The following is an 18,686-nucleotide window of genomic DNA, read 5'->3' as shown; positions in this document are numbered from 1 at the left end:
CGCCCTCGGCTCGCCGCGCCCATCGCCGCCGGGGGCCCGCTCCGCGCCTGCGGCGCGCCCCCCGCCGCCCTCCCGGCGCAGGACACCGGCTCCCGGGCGGGCGGGCTCGCGGTGAGGCCCCGGCAGACCGGCCCCGGCGCCGGCGGGGTCGCCGGGACCATGATCGAGTGCGGCGTCGGAGCCGACTACCAGTCCGGCGGCGCCGGCGGCGCCCGCCACCATCAGCCCGCCCCCGCGCAGTACCCCGCGCCGGGTGGGGCCGCTCCGGCCGGTGGAGCGGGGCGCGCGGGTCAGCTTCTCGCGCAGATAGGCGTGCTGCTCGGCCATGCTCATCCGGGCGGCGAGCCGGGCGGGGATCCCGAGGTTCGGCAGATCGTTCGCGGCCATGGGCCCACGGTCCCAATGAGCGCCAACTGCCGGAAGACGCCGACGGGTACGTGGCGTGAACGGCGTTCGTCGGCAGGTGCAACGGTGTGCGCGGGCCTCGCACCCTCTGCCGCCGTCCGTCATACGGACAGGCTTATGTCACAGCCTGGGACGGAGAGTAGTGTCGGGCGCATGTCTTCAGGAACGGCCTCCCGCACGGACCGCACCATCGACCTCGCAGTGATCTCCGGCGACGGAATCGGCCCCGAGGTCGTCGCCCAGGGCCTCAAGGTCCTCACCGCCGTCCTCCCGCAGGACGTCAAGCTGGAGACGCACGAGTACGATCTCGGCGCCAAACGCTGGCACGCCACGGGGGAGACGCTCACCGACGAGGAGCTGGAGCGGCTCAAGGCGCACGACGCGATCCTGCTCGGTGCGATCGGCGACCCCGGCGTCCCCTCCGGGGTGCTGGAGCGCGGGCTGCTGCTCAAGCTGCGCTTCGCCTTCGACCACTTCGTCAATCTGCGCCCCTCCAAGCTCTTCCCGAACACCACCTCCCCGCTGGCGGGCAGCCCCGAGATCGACTTCGTCGTCGTCCGCGAGGGCACCGAGGGGCCGTACGTCGGCAACGGCGGGACGATCCGCAAGGGCACCCCGCAGGAGGTCGCCAACGAGGTGAGCGTCAACACCGCGTTCGGTGTGGAGCGGGTCGTGCGCGACGCGTACGCGCGGGCGCAGGCGCGTCCGCGCAAGAAGCTGACGCTGGTGCACAAGAACAATGTGCTGGTGCACGCCGGTCACCTGTGGAAGGACACCTTCGACCGGGTGGGGCGCGAGTACCCCGAGGTGACCACCGACTATCTGCACGTGGACGCCGCCACCATCTTCCTGGTCACCGACCCGGCGCGGTTCGACGTGATCGTCACCGACAACCTCTTCGGCGACATCATCACCGACCTCGCCGCCGCCGTCAGCGGTGGGATCGGCCTGGCCGCCTCCGGGAACATCAACCCCACCCGCCGGTTCCCCTCGATGTTCGAGCCCGTGCACGGGTCCGCGCCCGACATCGCCGGCACCGGGAAGGCGGACCCGACGGCCACGGTGCTCTCCGTCGCCCTGCTGCTGCGGCACCTGGGCTACGAGGCCGAGGCCGAGCGCATCGATGAGGCCGTCACCACGGACCTCGCCGAGCGGGGCACCGCAGCGGCGCGGACCACCGAGGAGATCGGGGACGCCCTGGCGGCCCGGGTGGCCGGCTGACCCCTCCGGGTCACCGCCCGGCGACACATGTGCGCGCTGAGCAGGGCTGCCGTACCCGCGTCCGGTGGCGGTTGACCTGCGCGCGATAATCGGGGTGTGGACCGCCCCCGGCGAGGGTGCCCGGAGCACCGGCACCGTGCGGGGGCAGTCACCCCGATGGTCAGCCGCACCGTCGGGGCGGCTCACCCCGTGGGGGTCCGCATCACGACGAGTTAAGGACGCGGACATGACGACGCCCCGTATCGCATTCGATCTGAAGCCCGCCGCTCAACCTCTCGGTGCAGCCGAGCGCGAAGCGGTACTGGCGGACCCCGGTTTCGGGCGGTACTTCACCGACCACATGGTCACCATCCAGTGGACCGAGGGCCGTGGCTGGCACGACGCGCAGCTGCAGCCGTACGCCCCGCTCCAGCTGGACCCGGCGAACATGACGCTGCACTACGCGCAGTCGATCTTCGAGGGGCTCAAGGCGTACCGGCAGCCGGACGGCTCGGTGAAGGTGTTCCGGCCCGACGCCAACGCCCGCCGCTTCCAGCGCAGCGCGCGCCGGCTGGCGATGCCCGAGCTCCCGGTGGAGACCTTCATCGAGGCGTGCGACCTGCTGGTGGGGCAGGACAAGGCGTGGGTGCCCGGTGGGGGCGAGGCGTCGCTGTATCTGCGTCCGTTCATGTTCGCCACCGAGGTCGGGCTGGGGGTCCGGCCGGCCAACCAGTACACGTTCATGGTCATAGCGTCCCCGGCGGCCTCCTACTTCCCCGGCGGGGTCAAGCCCGTCTCGGTGTGGCTGTCCGAGGAGTACGTGCGTGCTGCGCCGGGCGGGACCGGGGAGGCCAAGTGCGCGGGCAACTACGCCGCTTCGCTGGTCGCCCAGGCCGAGGCCGCCGACAAGGGCTGTGACCAGGTCGTGTGGCTGGACGCCGTGGAGCGCCGCTACATCGAGGAGATGGGCGGCATGAACCTCTACTTCGTCCACGGCACCGGTGCCGAAGCGCGGATCGTCACCCCTGAGCTGACCGGCACGCTGCTGCCGGGCATCACCCGGGACTCGCTGCTGCAGATCGCCGCCGACCTGGGATACGAGACGGGCGAGACGCGGATCACCACCGACGAGTGGCGCGCGGGCAACGCCGACGGCTCGATCAGCGAGGTCTTCGCCTGCGGGACCGCCGCCGTGATCACACCTGTCGGTGAGGTCAAGTCGGCGCGCGGCGAGTGGAAGGTCGGCGACGGCGGGGCGGGCGAGATCACCATGAAGCTCCGGGAGAAACTGCTGGCGATCCAGACCGGGCAGGCCGAGGACGAGCACGGCTGGATGCACACTGTCGCCTCCTGACGGGTAGGCCCTCCCGGACATCGTGGGGCGTATCGGGTAAGCCCGGAACCGACTCGGCGTACATGTACCTGACATGCAGCGGTCGGGCTTCCGTAGCTGAAGTGCCTTTCGGCAGCGCTGTGATGACGGTGTCATCGACTGCCTCCCGGGAGGGCCGAGATCCACGATGCCGCCTCATGAGACGACACAGCAGGATCAGGAGAATCAGCAGGAGATCAGACGAGCGGCGGCCGCATGGGGCCGCCGCCGTCTGCTGACCGTCACGGGCGCCGCCGCGGCACTCGCTTTCACCACCAATCTCCCGGGCAGCGCCCAGGCGGCAGAGGCGGACGCGCGCACGGCTGTCCGCGCCGACCCCTTCACCCTGGGCGTCGCCTCGGGCGATCCGCTGCCCGGCTCCGTGGTGCTGTGGACCCGGCTCGCGCCCAAGCCGTACGAGCCCGGCAGCGGACTGCCCAAGGCGCGGATCACCGTCCGGTGGGAGCTGGCCCACGACCGGCGCTTCCGCCGTGTCGTGCGCCGGGGGAAGACCACCGCGCACCCGGAGCTGAACCACGCGGTCCATGTGGAGGCCGAGGGGCTGGGTGCCGACCGCGTCTACTATTACCGCTTCCGCGTCGGCAAGTGGATCAGCCCGGTGGGCCGTACCCGGACGGCGCCGGCACCCGGCGCCGACCTGAACGAGCTGCGGCTGGCCGCCGTCTCCTGTCAGGCGTACCACCACGGCTACTTCACCGCGCACCGCCACCTCGCCGAGGAGGACGTGGACCTGGTCTTCCACCTCGGCGACTATCTGTACGAGTACGCCGTCGACGCGCACGGCGGCTCCCGCGCCTACACCGACCGGGAACTGCCGGCCCTCTTCAACCGGGAGACCGTCTCGCTGGAGGACTACCGGCTGCGGTACGCGCTCTACAAGTCGGACCCCGATCTGCAGGCCGCACACGCCGCGCACCCGTTCCTCGTCACCTGGGACGACCACGAGACGGAGAACAACTACGCGGACGACATCCCCGAGGACGGGGGCTCCTCGGAGGACTTCCTGGTGCGCAGGGCCGCCGCCTACCGCGCCTACTGGGAGAACCTGCCGCTGCGCAGGCCCCAGCGGCCCAAGGGTCCCGACATGCAGCTCTACCGCCGGGTACCGTTCGGCAAGCTCGCCCAGTTCGACATCCTCGACACCCGCCAGTACCGCTCCGACCAGGCCTACGGCGACGGCTGGCACCGCCCGGGGCCCGAGTCGGCGGACCCCTCCCGCACCATGGTCGGCGCCGCGCAGGAGCGCTGGCTGATCGACGGCTGGCGGGCCTCGGACGCCGTGTGGAACCTCGTGCCGCAGCAGGTCACCTTCTGCGAGCGGCGCAGCACCAGCGCCGCCGACTACAAGGTCAGCATGGACGCCTGGGACGGCGCCCCGGCCTCCCGCGACCGGCTGCTGGCGGGTGCGGAGAAGGCCGGCGCCACCAATCTGATGGTGCTCACGGGGGATGTGCACCGGGGGTACGCGTACGACATCAAGCGCGACTTCGGGGACCAGAAGTCCCGCACCATGGGCACCGAGATCGTGGCCACCTCCATCACCAGCGGCCAGGACGGCGAGGACAAGCCCGCCAACTGGGACAGCTACCTGGGTGCCAACCCGCACATGAAGTTCTACAACGGTCACCGCGGCTATGTGACGGTGCGGCTGGACAAGCGCCAGGCACGTGCGGACTTCCGTACGGTCGCCGTCGTCACCAGGCCGGGGGCGCCGATCAGCACCGCGGCCTCGTTCGTCACCCGGGTCGGCGAGCAGGGGCTGCACGAGGTGTGAGCCGACGGTCCGTTTCCGCATCGTGAGACGGGAGGGGGCACTGGGGCGGTGTTGTGCAAGACTTCCCCCGTGCCCTCGTTCGTCATGATTATTGGCAGCAGGCGCGCCGGTCCGCAGTGACCGACTGCCGTGGAACGACCCCTACGGCAGCGGCCACCGTGCCCCAGACCCGCGCGCAGACCTCTCGCACCCGCGAGGGGTTTTTTCGTTTTCCGGCCCACCCGGCCGAAAGCGGAGGCGCGAGGGATGATGGGGGCAAGTGGAGCGTTTCCTTCCGCAACCACTGAACCCAGCAGGAGCCATCAGCCATGACCCCCGACGACAGCTTCCATGTCTTCGACACCACCTTGCGTGACGGAGCACAGCGCGAGGGCATCAATCTGACCGTCGCCGACAAGCTGACCATCGCCCGCCACCTGGACGAGTACGGCGTCGGCTTCATCGAGGGCGGCTGGCCGGGCGCCAACCCGCGCGACACCGAGTTCTTCGCCCGCGCGCCCAAGGAGATCGACTTCCAGCACGCGCAGCTCGTCGCGTTCGGCTCCACCCGCAGGGCAGGCGTCCCCGCGCAGATCGACCCGCAGGTCAAGGCGCTGCTCGACTCGAAGGCACCCGTGGTCACCCTGGTCGCCAAGGCGCACGACCGCCATGTCGAGCTGGCCCTGCGCACCACGCTGGAGGAGAACCTGTCGATGATCTCCGAGACGGTCGCTCATCTGCGCGAGCACGGCCGCCGGGTCTTCGTCGACTGCGAGCACTTCTTCGACGGCTACCAGGCCAACCCCGGCTACGCCAAGCAGGTCGTCCGGGCCGCGTACGAGGCGGGCGCCGACGTGGTCGTGCTGTGCGACACCAACGGCGGCATGATCCCCGCCCGGATCCAGGCCGTCGTACGCACCGTCGCCGCGGACACCGGCGCCCGGCTGGGCATCCACGCGCAGGACGACACCGGTTGTGCCGTCGCCAACACGCTGGCCGCCGTGGACGGCGGCGCCACCCATGTGCAGTGCACCGCCAACGGCTACGGCGAGCGTGTCGGCAACGCCAACCTCTTCCCCGTCGTCGCCGCGCTGGAGCTCAAGTACGACAAGCGCGTACTGCCCGAGGGAGCGCTCGCCGAGACCACCCGCATCTCGCACGCCATCGCCGAGGTCGTCAATCTGACCCCCTCCACCCACCAGCCCTACGTCGGCACCTCGGCCTTCGCCCACAAGGGCGGGCTGCACGCCTCCGCCATCAAGATCGACCCGGACCTCTACCAGCACATCGCCCCCGAACTCGTCGGCAACACCATGCGGATGCTCGTCTCCGACATGGCAGGGCGCGCCTCCGTAGAGCTGAAGGGCAAGGAGCTCGGCTACGACCTGAGCGGCGAGCGGGAACTGGTCGGCCGCGTCGTCGAGCGCGTCAAGGAGCAGGAACTCAAGGGCTACACCTACGAGGCCGCCGACGCCTCCTTCGAGCTGCTGCTCCGCGACGAGGTGCACGGCGGAGCGACGGGCACCGCGCCCCGGTTCTTCCGCGCCGAGTCCTGGCGCGCCATCGTCGAGCAGCGGCCCGACGGGATGCAGGTCAACGAGGCCACGGTGAAGCTGTGGGCCAAGGGCGAGCGGATCGTCGTCACCGGCGAGGGCAACGGCCCCGTCGACGCGCTGGACCGGGCACTGCGGGCCGGACTGGAGCGCATCCACCCCGAACTGGCGCGGCTGAACCTGGTGGACTACAAGGTCCGCATCCTGGAGGGCGCACACGGGGCGTCGTCCACCACGCGGGTACTGCTGTCGATGAGCGACGGCAGCGGGGAGTGGACCACCGTCGGCGTCGGCGACAACGTCATCGCCGCCTCCTGGCAGGCACTGGACGACGGCTACACCTACGGATTGCTGCGCGCGGGGGTCGAGGCCCACGACTAAGGGCGCCGCTCTCCCGCGAAGCTGGGGGTACGCGACCGTGGGCGGTCAGTCGCTGCCCGGTGTGAGGGACTCGTCGAAGTGGTCGCGGACATGTCCGAGCGCCAGCTCCCGGTCCATGCCCGGCAGCCCCACCACCAGATGGGTGCCGAAGCCGTCCAGCAGCGCGCGGGTGCGGGTGGCGAACCGGTCCGCGTCGACCGTCGCGAACTGGCCCTGAGCCATGCCCTCCACCAGCAGCGCCACCAGGTCACGGTGCCAGCTCAGCTCCAGTTCGAGCTGGCGGGCCCGTACCTCGTCGTCGCCGGACTGCGAGCGGTTCCACACCTCCAGCCACAGCGCCCAGTGCGGATCCCGGTGGCCGTGGGGCAGATAGAGCTCCACCAGCGCGTCCAGCCGCTCGCGGGCCGGGGTCCGGCGGGCCAGCGCGGCGCGCCGGGCTGCCCCCAGCTGCTCCTCGCTCCACTGGAGGGTCTGCAGCAGCAACTCGTCCTTGGTCTTGAAGTAGTAGACGAGATGCCCGCTGCTCATGCCGACCTCGCGGCCGAGCGCGGCCATCGTCAGCCGGTCCAGACCGCGTTCGGCGATCATCTCCATGGCGGCGGCCAGCACCTGCTCCTTGGGCTGCGCCGCACGCCGAGGACTCCGCCGGCGCTTGCCCTCCGCCTCTGTGACCACCGCTGCGTTCCTCCAAGCCCCTCCGCGAGCCGTCGACCGTCGAGCCTAACCGGCCCGGTTCACACCCGGGGCTGCTGCTGGGTGATGCAGTGGATGCCGCCCCCGGCGGCGAACACCGTACGCGCGTCCACCAGCGTGACCGTCCGGCGGGGGAACAGCCGGCGGAAGACGCCGGCCGCGTGCTCGTCGCGCGGGTCACCGAAGCCGCACAGGACGACCCCGCCGTTGCACAGGTAGTGGTTGACGTAGCTGTAGTCGACCGGCTCGCCGTCCGGGGTGTGCGTCACCGTCGGCGCGGGCAGCTCGACGACCTCCAGTTGCCTGCCCTTCGCGTCGGTGGCCGAGCGCAGCAGCTTCACCGTCTCCTTGCACAGGTCGTGGTCGGGGTGCGCGGGGTCGGGCTGGATGTGTGCGACGACCACGCCGGGCGCGGCGAACGCGGCGACCAGGTCCACATGGCCCCGGGTGCCGTACGGGCCGTAGTCGGCGGTCAGCCCGCGCGGCAGCCAGATCGCCTTGCGGGTGCCGAGCCGCGCGTGGACCTCCGCCTCGACCTCCTCGTGCCTCCAGCCCGGGTTGCGCTCGGGGCCCAGCTGCACCGTCTCGGTGAGCAGCACCGTGCCCTCGCCGTCCACATGGATGCCGCCGCCCTCGTTGACCAGTGGCGAGGCGTGCACGGCAGCACCCGCCCGCCCGGCGACGTACGCGCCGATCAGCTTGTCCCGCTCCCAGCGGGCCCACGGCTGGGCGCCCCAGCCGTTGAACGTCCAGTCGACGGCGGCCAGTCGGCCGCCCTCGACGACGAAGGTGGGGCCGATGTCGCGCATCCACGCGTCGTCCAGCGGCTGCCCGACGACCTCGATCTCGGGGCCGAGCTGCTCGCGCGCGCCCGCGACGTCGTCCGGGCCGGCCACCATGGTGACCGGCTCGAAGCGGCGTACGGCGCGGGCGACCGACGCCCAGGCGGTACGTGCCTCGGCCAGCACCTCGGCGTCCTCGAACGTCGGGTTGGCGGCGGGCCATGCCATCCAGGTCCGCTCGGGGGGTGCCCACTCGGGCGGCATGAGGGGGGAGGCGGCGGGCGTGCGGGTGCTCATGGGTGGCGATTCCTTGTGGTTTTCGGTCTCTGCGGAGAGCTGCTCGGAGGAAGCGTCGGAGGAGGGTCACAGGAAGTAGAGGCGGTTGAGCGAGACGCTCTGTGCCGGGTCGGAGCGCAGCGGCTCGCTGTCCAGCGTCACCAGACCGGTGTGCTGGTCGACCTCCACCGTGCCCAGCCGCGCGTTGTGCACCAGGTCGGCCGGGCCGATCCCGCGGGTGCCGCGGACGGCGACCCGGCGGCGCCGGGTCGGCAGCATGTCACCGCCCCGCTCGACGGCGGCCTGCGACACGAAGGCGACGGACAACTCGGCGGGCGCCGCGCCGTGCGCCCCGAACTGCGGGCCGAGCACCAGGGGCTGGCTGGTGTCGGTCGCGGCGTTGGGGTCGCCGGTGACGCCCCAGGCGGGGAAGCCGGACTTGAGGACCAGCTGCGGCTTGGCGCCGAAGTAGGCGGGGTGCCACAGCACGATGTCGGCCATCTTGCCCACCTCCAGGGAACCGATCTCGTGCGAGAGACCGTGCGCGAGGGCCGGATTGAGGGTCAGCTTGGCGATGTAGCGCAGCACGCGCGCGTTGTCGTCCCCGCCGGCCCCGCCCCCGTCCGTCCCCGCGATCGCCTCGGCGCCCTCCAGTTCGCCGCGCTCCGCCTTGAGCTTGGCCGCCATCTGGAACGTACGGCGTACCGTCTCGCCCGCGCGGCCCATGCCCTGCGCGTCGGAGGAGGTGATGCCGATGGCCCCCAGGTCGTGCAGCACGTCCTCGGCGCCCATGGTGCCCGCGCGGATCCGGTCGCGGGCCATGGCCGCGTCGCCGGGCAGGTCGGGCTTGAGGTCGTGCACCGAGACGATCATCCCGTAGTGCTCGGCGACGGCGTCCCGGCCGAACGGCAGCGTCGGGTTGGTGGAGGAGCCGATGACGTTGGGCACCCCCGCCATCCGCAGCACGTTGGGCACATGACCGCCGCCACAGCCCTCGATGTGGAAGGCGTGGATGGTCCGCCCGTCCAGCACCGCGAGGGTGTCCTCCACGGCCAGCGCCTCGTTCAGCCCGTCACTGTGCAGGGCGACCTGGACGTCGTACTCCTCGGCCACCCGCAACGCGGTGTCCAGCGCCCGGTGGTGCGCGCCCATGTCCTCGTGCACCTTGAACCCGCAGGCCCCGCCCTCGGCCAGCGCCTCGACCAGCGGCGCCGGATGGGAGGAGGAGCCCCGGCCCAGAAAGCCGATGTTGACCGGCCAGGCGTCGAACGCGGAGAACGCGTGCCCCAGCGCCCAGGGCGAGTTGACGCCCACGCCCCAGACCGGGCCGAACTCCTGACCGATGACGGTGGTGACGCCGGAGGCCAGCGAGGCCTCCATGATGCGCGGGGACAGCAGATGGACATGGGTGTCCACGGCGCCCGCGGTGGCGATCATTCCCTCACCGGAGACGATCGAGGTGCCGGTGCCCACGACGACGTCCACCCCGTCGACGGTGTCGGGGTTGCCGGCGCGGCCGATCGCGTGGATACGGCCCTCGCGGATACCGACGGACACCTTGCGAATGCCCTGCACGGCGTCGATCACCAGCACATTGCTGATCACCACGTCGCAGGTCTCCCGGACGGCTGCCGCCTGCAGATGCAGCCCGTCCCGCGCCGTCTTGCCGAACCCGGCCAGGAACTCGTCGCCCGGCTGCTGGGAGTCGGACTCGACGCGTACGACGAGCCCCGTGTCGCCCAGCCGCACCCGGTCACCCGCTCGGGGTCCGTGCACGGCCGCGTACTCGCGCGCGTCCACGCTCATGCCTCTTCCTCCTCGCGCTCACCGCTCCGGGGCCCGGCACCCAGATATCCGCAGGCCGCCGCGCGTCGCAGCGCCTCCTCGCGGGCTCCGGGCGCGTCCAGCGGACCGTCCACCAGACCGGCGAAGCCGATGGCCACCCGCTCGCCGCCCAGCGGGACCAGTCCCACCTCGGCGGTGCCGCCCGGATCGAAGCGCACCGAGGAGCCGGCGGGCACGGCGAGCCGCATCCCGTAGGCGGCGGCCCGGTCGAAGGACAGCCGGGGGTTGGCCTCGAAGAAGTGGAAGTGCGAGGTGACGCTGACCGGTACGTCGGCGGTGTTGCGTACGGTCAGCGACAGCGCGGGCGGCCGCGCCGCGTACGCCGCGTCGGTGTGCTGCTCGGGCCCCGCGGGCAGCACGGCGCCGGGCCCCTGCCCGGTGCCCGGCCCGAGCGGGGAGGGGACCACCGCGAGCCGGGAGCCGTCGTCGAAGACGGCCTCCACCTGGATCTCGGTGAGCACCTCGGCCACCCCGGGCAGCACGTCGTCGGGGCCGAGTACCGTGCGGCCCGCCTCGATCGCCTCGGCGAGCCGGCACCCGTCGCGGGCGGCCTCGCACACGGTGTCGGCGATCAGCGCCGTTGCCTCCGGCACGTTGAGCCGCAGCCCTCTGGCCCGTCTGGCCCGTGCCAGTTCGGCCGTGCCGAAGATCAGCAGGCGGTCACGCTCGGTCGGACCCAGCCGCACGCTCTCCCACCTTCCGGTCGTGGTGATTGTCCCGATGTGTGTCCGGTCAGCATTTAGAGCAACGCTCAAATAGTCAAGTCTTTGTGCCCCCCATTGACCTCGCAGCTACCCATGCTTCAGATTGAGCGCTGCTCAAACAAATGCCGGCCCCAGCCACAGGGAGCACCATGCGGATCGAGCAGCACGGCGTCGATGTGATCCCCGAAGCGGAGCGCACAGGCCGCCCCCGCGACATCGTCAGCTTTCTCATCGGGTCGAACCTGGCGCTCGGTGTCGTCATCTTCGGCTGGCTGCCGGTCTCCTTCGGGCTCGGCTTCTGGCCCGCCGTCTCCTCACTCGCGGTGGGCACGCTGGTCGGCACTGTGCTCGTCGCCCCCCTCGCGCTGGTCTCACTGCGCACCGCGACCAACCTGTCGACCAGCAGCGGCGCCCAGTTCGGCGTACGCGGCCGGCTGCTGGGCTCCGCGATCGGGCTGCTGCTCTCGCTCGGCTACACCGCTTTGACGCTGTGGGTCGGTGGCGACGCGATGGTCGGCTCGCTGGCCCGGCTCTTGGGAATGTCCGACTCGGCCGCCGGTTATGCGCTCGTCTACGCGGTGCTGGCCGTGTGCACCGCCGTGTGCGCCGTCTACGGCTACAAGTTGCTGCTGCGGCTGAGCCGCGTCCTGGCCGTGGGAATGACCGCGCTGCTGATCGTCGGCCTGTTCGCGTACGCGCCGCACTTCACCACCAGGGCGCCGGCCGGAACCGAGTATCTGCTCGGCGACTTCTGGACCACCTGGCTGCTGTCCGTCGTGGCGGCCGGACTCAGCGGCCCCATCGCCTTCATCACCCTGCTCGGCGACTACACCCGCTACATGTCGCCGGCCCGCCACTCCTCCCGCCGCGTCTACCTCACCACCTGCGCCGGGCTCGTCCTCGGACTGCTGATACCCCAGCTCTTCGGCACCTTCACCGCGGTGGCCGTGGACGCCGCCGACGACTACGCGGGGCCACTGGTGCAGCAGGCACCGTTCTGGTTCCTGGTACCGCTGCTGCTGGCCGCCTCCCTCGGCTCGATCGGCAACGCGGGACTGATGCTCTACTCCATGGGCCTCGACCTGGACGCCATCGTTCCGCGCACGACCCGTACCCGGGCCACCTACGCCGTGGCCGCCCTGGCGACAGCGCTGGTCTACCTCGGCCACTTCGTATGGGAAGCACAGGACGCGATGACGGCCTTCGTGCTGCTGCTGACCGCCGTCGGCACCCCATGGGCCGTGATCGTGCTGATCGGGCACGCGCGCTGCCGGGGCCGCTACGACGCCGAGGCACTCCAGGTGCTCAACCGGCGTTCGGTGGGCGGCCGTTACTGGTACACCGCGGGTTGGAACCCGCGCGCCACGCTCGCCTGGGCCACCGGCTCCGCCGTCGGCCTGCTGGCCGTCGACACCCCCCTCTACACCGGCCCCCTCGTCCCTCGCCTCGGCGGCTTCGACCTCAGCTTCCTTCTCTCCGCCGCCGTCACGGCGTCGGTGTTCCTACTGGTGTCGGTGCCCGCCGGCGCGCCGTCCCCCGCCTCCGCGCCGTCCCCCGCCTCCGCGCCGTCCCCCGCCTCCGCCGACGGGGACACGCCGGGCCGGCGGTCGGGGGAGGGCAGCCGGGACGCGGAGGGGCCGGCAGTGGCTCGTCGGCCCTGAACGATGCGTCGGGCCCGAGCAGTACGCCACCGGGTACGGACGCCCGGTACGGTGGGCGGCACCACGGCTCCGGTGGCCCGATCGACCACCGACAGGGGGCTGTGGGAATCCCACAGCCCCCGAGGCCTGCAATGAGAGAGTTCGCTGCTCATCGGCCGCCCTCTCATAAGGTTCTGTCCAGCGCTGCCATGAAACAGCCGCGGAGACTGTACGAATCTGACGACGGTGATCGGCGCTGCGGTTTCGTAGGGTCTATACATGACCGATCTGTCCCAGCCCTCGCCCCAGGCCGAGCAGGCTCCGCCTGGTTCGCCCGGTTCCATTCCCGCGCAGGACACCACTGCTGCGCAGGACACGCGCGGGCGCGTGGCCGAACTGCACGCGATCCGTGCGCAGGCCTACCAGGGCCCCAGCGAGCGGGCGACCGAGGCCCAGCACGCCAAGGGCAAGCTGACCGCCCGGGAGCGGATCGACCTGCTCCTGGACGAGGGCAGCTTCCGCGAGATCGAGCCGCTGCGCCGGCACCGCGCCACGGGCTTCGGGCTGGAGGAGAAGAAGCCGTACACCGACGGTGTGATCACCGGCTGGGGCACCGTGCACGGCCGGACGGTCTTCGTCTACGCGCACGACTTCCGGATCTTCGGCGGGGCGCTCGGCGAGGCCCACGCCACCAAGATCCACAAGCTGATGGACAAGGCGATCGCGGCGGGGGCGCCGCTGGTCTCCCTCAACGACGGTGCCGGCGCCCGTATCCAGGAGGGCGTCGCGGCCCTGGCCGGGTACGGCGGCATCTTCCAGCGCAACACCAAGGCGTCCGGTGTCATCCCGCAGATCAGTGTGATGCTCGGCCCCTGTGCGGGCGGCGCGGCATACAGCCCCGCGCTGACCGACTTCGTCTTCATGGTTCGCGACACCTCGCAGATGTTCATCACCGGCCCGGACGTGGTGCAGGCGGTGACCGGCGCCGAGGTGAGCCAGGACGGCCTGGGCGGCGCCGATGTGCACGCGGCCACCTCCGGCGTGGCGCACTTCGCCTACGACGACGAGGAGACCTGCCTGGAGGAGGTCCGCTACCTCCTCTCCCTGCTGCCGCAGAACAACCGGGAGAACCCGCCCGCCGAGCCCACGGCGGACCCCGCCGACCGGCGCGGTGAAGCCCTGCTGGACCTGGTGCCCGCCGACGGCAACCGGCCGTACGACATGCGCAAGGTCATCGAGGAACTCGTCGACGACGGCGACTTCCTGGAGGTGCACGAGCGCTGGGCGACCAACATCATCTGCGCCCTGGCCCGGATGGACGGCGAGGTCGTCGGCATCGTCGCCAACCAGCCGCAGTCGCTGGCCGGAGTGCTGGACATCGAGGCCAGTGAGAAGGCGGCGCGCTTCGTGCAGATGTGTGACGCCTTCAACATCCCGATCCTCACCCTGCTCGACGTACCGGGCTTCCTCCCCGGCGTCGACCAGGAGCACGGCGGCATCATCCGGCACGGCGCCAAGCTGCTGTACGCCTACTGCAACGCCACTGTGCCCCGTATCTCCGTCGTCCTGCGCAAGGCGTACGGCGGTGCGTACATCGTCATGGACAGCCAGTCCATCGGCGCCGACCTGACGTTCGCCTGGCCGACCAACGAGATCGCGGTGATGGGGGCCGAGGGCGCCGCCAACGTCATCTTCCGCAAGCAGATCGCGTCGGCCGACGACCCCGAGGCCATGCGCGCCCGCATGGTCAAGGAGTACAAGGCCGAGCTGATGCACCCCTACTACGCCGCCGAACGCGGCCTGGTGGACGACGTCATCGACCCGGTCGAGACCCGCGAGGTGCTCATCCGGTCCCTCGCGATGTTGCGCAGCAAGCACGCAGACCTGCCGTCGCGCAAGCACGGCAACCCCCCGCAGTGATGGGAGCACACATGAACGAGACCCCGAAGGAGCCTGGCAGTACGGGCCCGCTGAGCGCCGAGGCGAACAGCGTGGTGCGCGTGGAGAAGGGCCAGGCGAACGCGGAGGAGCTGGCCGCGGTCACCGCGCTGCTCCTCGCCCGCGCCGCCGCCTCGACCCGCGCCGAGCACACGCAGCCGTCCGCGCACCGTGGGCGCCCGACCAAGGCGGGGTGGCGCCGGCTGGAGCGACAGCACGGCTTCCGCGCCCCGCACAGCTGGCAGGGCTGAGGCGCGGCCGCAAGGCTGAGGCCGAAGAGACGACAGAGGCGCGTGCCCGAACCCCGGGAGACAGGGTTCCGGCACGCGCCTCTGGTTGTTCCGGGTCGCGCAGCTGACTGCGCACCTGGCTGCGTGACCAGCGCTGCTGTGTCTTCGGGCGCCGGGCCCGAAGGCGAGGGTCAGCTCGCCGGGGAGTCGACCAGTACGGTGCGGCGCGGGTTGGCGGTCCGCTCCGGAAGGGCGGCTTCCGCCTCCTGGGCCTCATAAGCGGCGACGGCTTCGGTCGTCAGCTCGTCGGCGTCCTTCAGGTGTGCCAGGGTGGTGCGCCGCGGGTTGGCTATGTTCCGCATGGTCGGTGTGGACTTCACTGGTGCCCTTACCTCGCTCGGCTTGTCATTTCAGTGCGCTGTGTAAACGCCGAGAGTAGGCGCGCTATTCCCATCCGGAACGTGATCTAGGCAACGACAGGTATGTGAGTTTGCTCACGAGGCCGTTACCAAAACCGACATAAGTAATCGTTGAAACCGGGACCGTAATCGGACACGACGGGCTAAAGGTGTAATACGCGCGCACTGCCGAGTAGTTGGACACCGCACACATCGTCGCGGTCCCGTGTGCTCGACCGGGAGGAATCCGGCATTCCATGGCGGCGGTCGAACTGCCTGTAAAATTTTGTGTGCGTTCGGTTACCGACTCCCAAGGGTTATCCACAGCCCTTGTTGGAGATCCGGCACTGTGCTGGAATTCCACGGACCGCCGCAGGACGAAACAGACCGGAGCGCGACGGGTGCCACAGAGCGGCGCCGCGCGACGGTGATGAGGGGACGCGCCGGTCATCACGACCGCCATGGGGGACTCGGACCCCCACGACTCGATACCGTCCCGCCGTCGCGAGCGGGGGGACGCCTGGTCCAGAGGTTGCGACGCTAGTGCAGGGACGTTTCAAGAGGGATGGCAGCGCTGAGGGAGCCCCGGAGGCGCAAGGCTCGGCCGGCGGTTCCCAGCCCCAGCGTGCCCAGGACGGCGGGCCCGCGGGTGGTGAGCAGGGCGCGCTTTCCGGTCAGCAGATGAGCACCGCGCAGGGTGCCGGGAAAGGCAAGGCCGACAAGGGGAAGGCCGGCAAGGGGAGCAAGCAGGGCAAGGCCGACAAGCCGGCCAAGGGGGAGAGCGGCGCCAAGGGCAAGGACACCCCCGAGGGCCCCGACCTCGGATCCCGGGTGGCCCTGCGCAACTGGCGCATCAGCACCCGCCTGGTCTCCCTCCTCGCGCTGCCCGTCATCGCCGCCACCACGCTCGGCGGCATGCGAATCTCCAGCTCGCTGCAGAACGTCGACCAGCTCGACAACATGAAGCTCCTCACCGAGATGACGGAGCAGGCCACCAACCTGGCGGCGAAGCTTCAGGACGAGCGCGACAAGTCCGCCGGCCCGCTGGTGAGCACCGGCAACGAGAAGGACGAGTCCGTCGTCGCCCCGCGCGAGGAGACCGACAAGGCCTTCCGGTCCTTCAAGAAGGCCACGGCCGACATCGACAGCAGCGACAAGGTGATGGCGGGGGTCAACTCCACCGTCCTGGACATCCTGCGTCAGGTCGAAGCGATCAACTCGATCCGCGAGCGCGCCTACGAGAACCCGGACAACGTCTCCCAGACGGTCAACGCCTACAACCAGCTGATCCAATCGCTGCTCTCCCTCTCGCAGGACATGGCGCAGGCGACCAGCAACTCGGAGATGATCCGCAGCACCCGCGCGCTGGCCGCCTTCTCCAGCGCCAAGGAGTACGCCTCCATGCAGCGCGCGATCATCTCCGCCGGACTGGCCCACCAGCCCCGCCCCAAGCTCTCCGAGAACGACCGGCTCTACGCCCGGACCGCCGACGACAGTGAGGAGGCCGAGCTCGACAGCTTCGGCCAGATCTACGGCGCCAAGGACACCGAATCCCTCCTCAAGCCGCTCACCGGCGGCGATGTCAACGTCCGGCTCGCGGACAACTACAGCAAGCGGATGCTGCACAGCCCGGACGCGATCCGGAAGCAGAAGCGCACCTACGTCGACTGGATGGACCAGGACGCCTCCAAGATCGACAACATGGGGAAGATCGAGCGCACGCTGCTGGAGCAGATGGAGCAGCAGGCGCGCGAGCTGCGCGCCGAGGCCCAGCGCGAAGCGCTGATCAGCGGTGCGCTCATCCTGCTCGTCCTCGGCATCTCGCTGGTCGGCGCGTTCGTCGTCGCCCGCTCCATGGTCCGCTCGCTGCGCCGGCTGCAGGACACGGCGCAGGACGTGGCCCGCAAGCGGCTGCCCGAGCTGGTCAAGCAGATGTCCGAGGCCGAGCCGCAGGACGTGGACACCTCCGTGGAGTCCGTCGGCGTGCACAGCCGGGACGAGATCGGCAAGGTGGCCGCGGCCTTCGACGACGTCCACCGCGAGGCCGTCCGCCTCGCCGGTGAGCAGGCGCTGCTGCGAGGCAACGTCAACGCGATGTTCACCAACCTCTCGCGACGCAGCCAGGGCCTGATCCAGCGCCAGCTCTCGCTCATCTCCGAACTGGAGTCCCGCGAGGCCGACCCGGACCAGCTCTCCTCGCTCTTCAAGCTCGACCACCTCGCCACCCGCATGCGCCGCAACGGCGAGAACCTGCTGGTTCTCGCCGGCGAGGAGCCCGGCCGCCGCTGGACGCGCCCCGTCCCGCTGGTCGACGTGCTCCGCGCCGCCGCCTCCGAGGTGGAGCAGTACGAGCGCATCGAGCTCAACTCGGTACCCACGACCGAGGTCGCGGGCCGCGTCGTCAACGACCTCGTCCACCTGCTCGCCGAGCTGCTGGAGAACGCCACCTCGTTCTCCTCGCCGCAGACCAAGGTCAAGGTCACCGGCCACGCGCTGCCCGACGGCCGGGTGCTCATCGAGATCCACGACACCGGCATCGGGCTGTCGCCCGAGGACCTGTCCGCGATCAACGAGCGGCTGGCCAACCCGCCGACGGTGGACGTCTCCGTCTCCCGTCGCATGGGCCTGTTCGTGGTCGGCCGGCTCTCCTTGCGGCACGGTATCCGCATCCAGCTGCGCCCCTCCGACTCCGGGGGTACGACCGCGCTGGTCATGCTCCCCGTCGATGTCGCACAGGGCGGTGCCCAGGGTCCGAAGGGCCGCCCCGGAGCGGGCACGCCCGGCGGCCAGGGCGGGCCGCCGCCCCCGCAGGCCAGGGGCGGCAGCAAGGGCGGCAACCTCGCGGCGGCGCTGCAGCGCGGCCCGCAGAACGGCGCCCCGGGCGCCCCGGGCCAGGCGCCCGCCGGTGCCGGGATCGGCGCCGACGAGCCCTCGCGCATGGGCGCGCTGCCCCCGCGCGGCCAGGACACGGGCGGATCCCGTCCCGCACTGCCCGCCCGGGACGCCGGCCGGACCCAGGTCGGTTCGGGCGGCGGCAGTTCCGTCAACTTCTTCGGCGCACCGCCCAACCCGGCCCGCCCGGGCGAGGCACCGGCCGGTCCCGGCAACGGGGGCGACTCTCCCCACGGCGCCACCCCGCCGCTGCCCAGCCGCGGCCAGGGCGGTCCCGCGGCCGAGCTTCCCGGCGCCCCGTCGGCTCCGCGCCCCCAACCGACCACCGGCACCGGCCAGTTCGCGCTGCCGCAGTCGGGCGATCCCGCGCAGAGCGGCGGGTACCCGGGCCCGGGTGGGCAGCAGCAGGGCCCCGGCAACACGGGGCAGTTCCCGCAGATCGGCCAGGGCGGCCCCGCCGACACGGGTCAGTTCGCACGGCCGGGCTCGCAGGCCGGCCCGTCCGCCACGGGTGAGTACGCGCGTCCGGGCTCGCCGACCGAGGGGCCGGGCAGTACGAGCGAGATTCCGCGTATCACCCCGGACGGCCCCGTCGACACCGGC

13 protein-coding genes and 1 pseudogene are annotated in these 18,686 nt (G+C 71.2%); 8 read left to right on the top strand and 6 right to left on the bottom strand.

Annotation, left to right across the window (positions count from 1 at the left end; genetic code table 11):
* Positions 1 to 387 (bottom strand): annotated as a pseudogene (locus KBY19_RS09690) (hypothetical protein); the annotation flags it as partial.
* 171 nt (positions 388 to 558) lie between these two features.
* Between KBY19_RS09690 and KBY19_RS09685 the strand changes: the two are divergent.
* The 4 genes from KBY19_RS09685 to cimA all read left to right on the top strand — a co-directional run bounded on the left by KBY19_RS09685 (position 559) and on the right by cimA (position 6,685).
* On the top strand, positions 559 to 1,626 hold the full coding sequence (locus KBY19_RS09685) for a 3-isopropylmalate dehydrogenase (RefSeq protein WP_210956238.1): 1,068 nt from the start codon (positions 559 to 561) through the stop codon (positions 1,624 to 1,626).
* 226 nt (positions 1,627 to 1,852) lie between these two features.
* Positions 1,853 to 2,959, top strand: coding sequence for a branched-chain amino acid aminotransferase (locus tag KBY19_RS09680; RefSeq protein WP_099884527.1), 1,107 nt, complete (start codon positions 1,853 to 1,855; stop codon positions 2,957 to 2,959).
* Between the two features lie 166 nt (positions 2,960 to 3,125).
* Positions 3,126 to 4,772 carry an alkaline phosphatase gene (locus tag KBY19_RS09675; protein ID WP_210965593.1) on the top strand — a complete coding sequence of 549 codons (1,647 nt, stop codon included), beginning with the start codon at positions 3,126 to 3,128 and terminating at the stop codon, positions 4,770 to 4,772.
* Between the two features lie 308 nt (positions 4,773 to 5,080).
* Complete coding sequence (gene cimA, locus KBY19_RS09670; RefSeq protein WP_099884528.1) at positions 5,081 to 6,685, top strand: citramalate synthase; 1,605 nt, start codon at positions 5,081 to 5,083, stop codon at positions 6,683 to 6,685.
* A 45-nt stretch (positions 6,686 to 6,730) separates the two neighbouring features.
* Here cimA and KBY19_RS09665 read toward each other — a convergent pair whose 3' ends face one another.
* The 4 genes from KBY19_RS09665 to ureA all read right to left on the bottom strand — a co-directional run bounded on the left by KBY19_RS09665 (position 6,731) and on the right by ureA (position 10,967).
* A complete protein-coding gene (locus KBY19_RS09665; protein WP_247690805.1) occupies positions 6,731 to 7,279 on the bottom strand; it encodes a TetR/AcrR family transcriptional regulator in 549 nt (182 codons plus the stop codon).
* A 140-nt stretch (positions 7,280 to 7,419) separates the two neighbouring features.
* On the bottom strand, positions 7,420 to 8,457 hold the full coding sequence (locus KBY19_RS09660) for an agmatine/peptidylarginine deiminase (RefSeq protein ID WP_210965592.1): 1,038 nt from the start codon (positions 8,455 to 8,457) through the stop codon (positions 7,420 to 7,422).
* A gap of 66 nt (positions 8,458 to 8,523) precedes the next feature.
* Positions 8,524 to 10,242, bottom strand: a complete 1,719-nt coding sequence (locus KBY19_RS09655) for an urease subunit alpha (protein ID WP_185018223.1) — start codon at positions 10,240 to 10,242, stop codon at positions 8,524 to 8,526.
* Positions 10,239 to 10,967 carry an urease subunit gamma gene (gene ureA, locus KBY19_RS09650; protein ID WP_210965591.1) on the bottom strand — a complete coding sequence of 243 codons (729 nt, stop codon included), beginning with the start codon at positions 10,965 to 10,967 and terminating at the stop codon, positions 10,239 to 10,241. The genes KBY19_RS09655 and ureA overlap by 4 nt, the downstream gene beginning before the upstream one ends.
* Positions 10,968 to 11,134: 167 nt before the next feature.
* Between ureA and KBY19_RS09645 the strand changes: the two genes are divergently transcribed.
* The 3 genes from KBY19_RS09645 (at position 11,135) to KBY19_RS09635 (ending at position 14,814) form a co-directional block, all read left to right on the top strand.
* Positions 11,135 to 12,646, top strand: coding sequence for a cytosine permease (locus KBY19_RS09645; RefSeq protein WP_210965590.1), 1,512 nt, complete (start codon positions 11,135 to 11,137; stop codon positions 12,644 to 12,646).
* Positions 12,647 to 12,904: 258 nt separating this feature from the next.
* On the top strand, positions 12,905 to 14,545 hold the full coding sequence (locus KBY19_RS09640) for an acyl-CoA carboxylase subunit beta (protein ID WP_221506047.1): 1,641 nt from the start codon (positions 12,905 to 12,907) through the stop codon (positions 14,543 to 14,545).
* A gap of 11 nt (positions 14,546 to 14,556) precedes the next feature.
* Positions 14,557 to 14,814: an acyl-CoA carboxylase epsilon subunit gene (locus KBY19_RS09635; RefSeq protein WP_099884537.1), complete on the top strand. Its 258-nt coding sequence runs from the start codon at positions 14,557 to 14,559 to the stop codon at positions 14,812 to 14,814.
* A gap of 170 nt (positions 14,815 to 14,984) precedes the next feature.
* On the opposite strand, the gene KBY19_RS09630 is transcribed toward KBY19_RS09635, so the two are convergent.
* Positions 14,985 to 15,173 (bottom strand): hypothetical protein, encoded by a 189-nt coding sequence (locus KBY19_RS09630; protein ID WP_099884539.1) that lies wholly within the window; start codon positions 15,171 to 15,173, stop codon positions 14,985 to 14,987.
* A 561-nt stretch (positions 15,174 to 15,734) separates the two neighbouring features.
* Between KBY19_RS09630 and KBY19_RS09625 the strand changes: the two genes are divergently transcribed.
* Positions 15,735 to 18,686, top strand: a 2,952-nt coding sequence (locus KBY19_RS09625) for a nitrate- and nitrite sensing domain-containing protein (RefSeq protein WP_307843478.1), incomplete at its 3' end; no start/stop codon positions are given.

The sequence above is a fragment of the Streptomyces sp. B15 genome (assembly GCF_018070605.1).
In the GTDB taxonomy this organism is placed as follows: domain Bacteria; phylum Actinomycetota; class Actinomycetes; order Streptomycetales; family Streptomycetaceae; genus Streptomyces; species Streptomyces smyrnaeus.
This window is presented reverse-complemented; position numbering and strand designations above follow the sequence as displayed.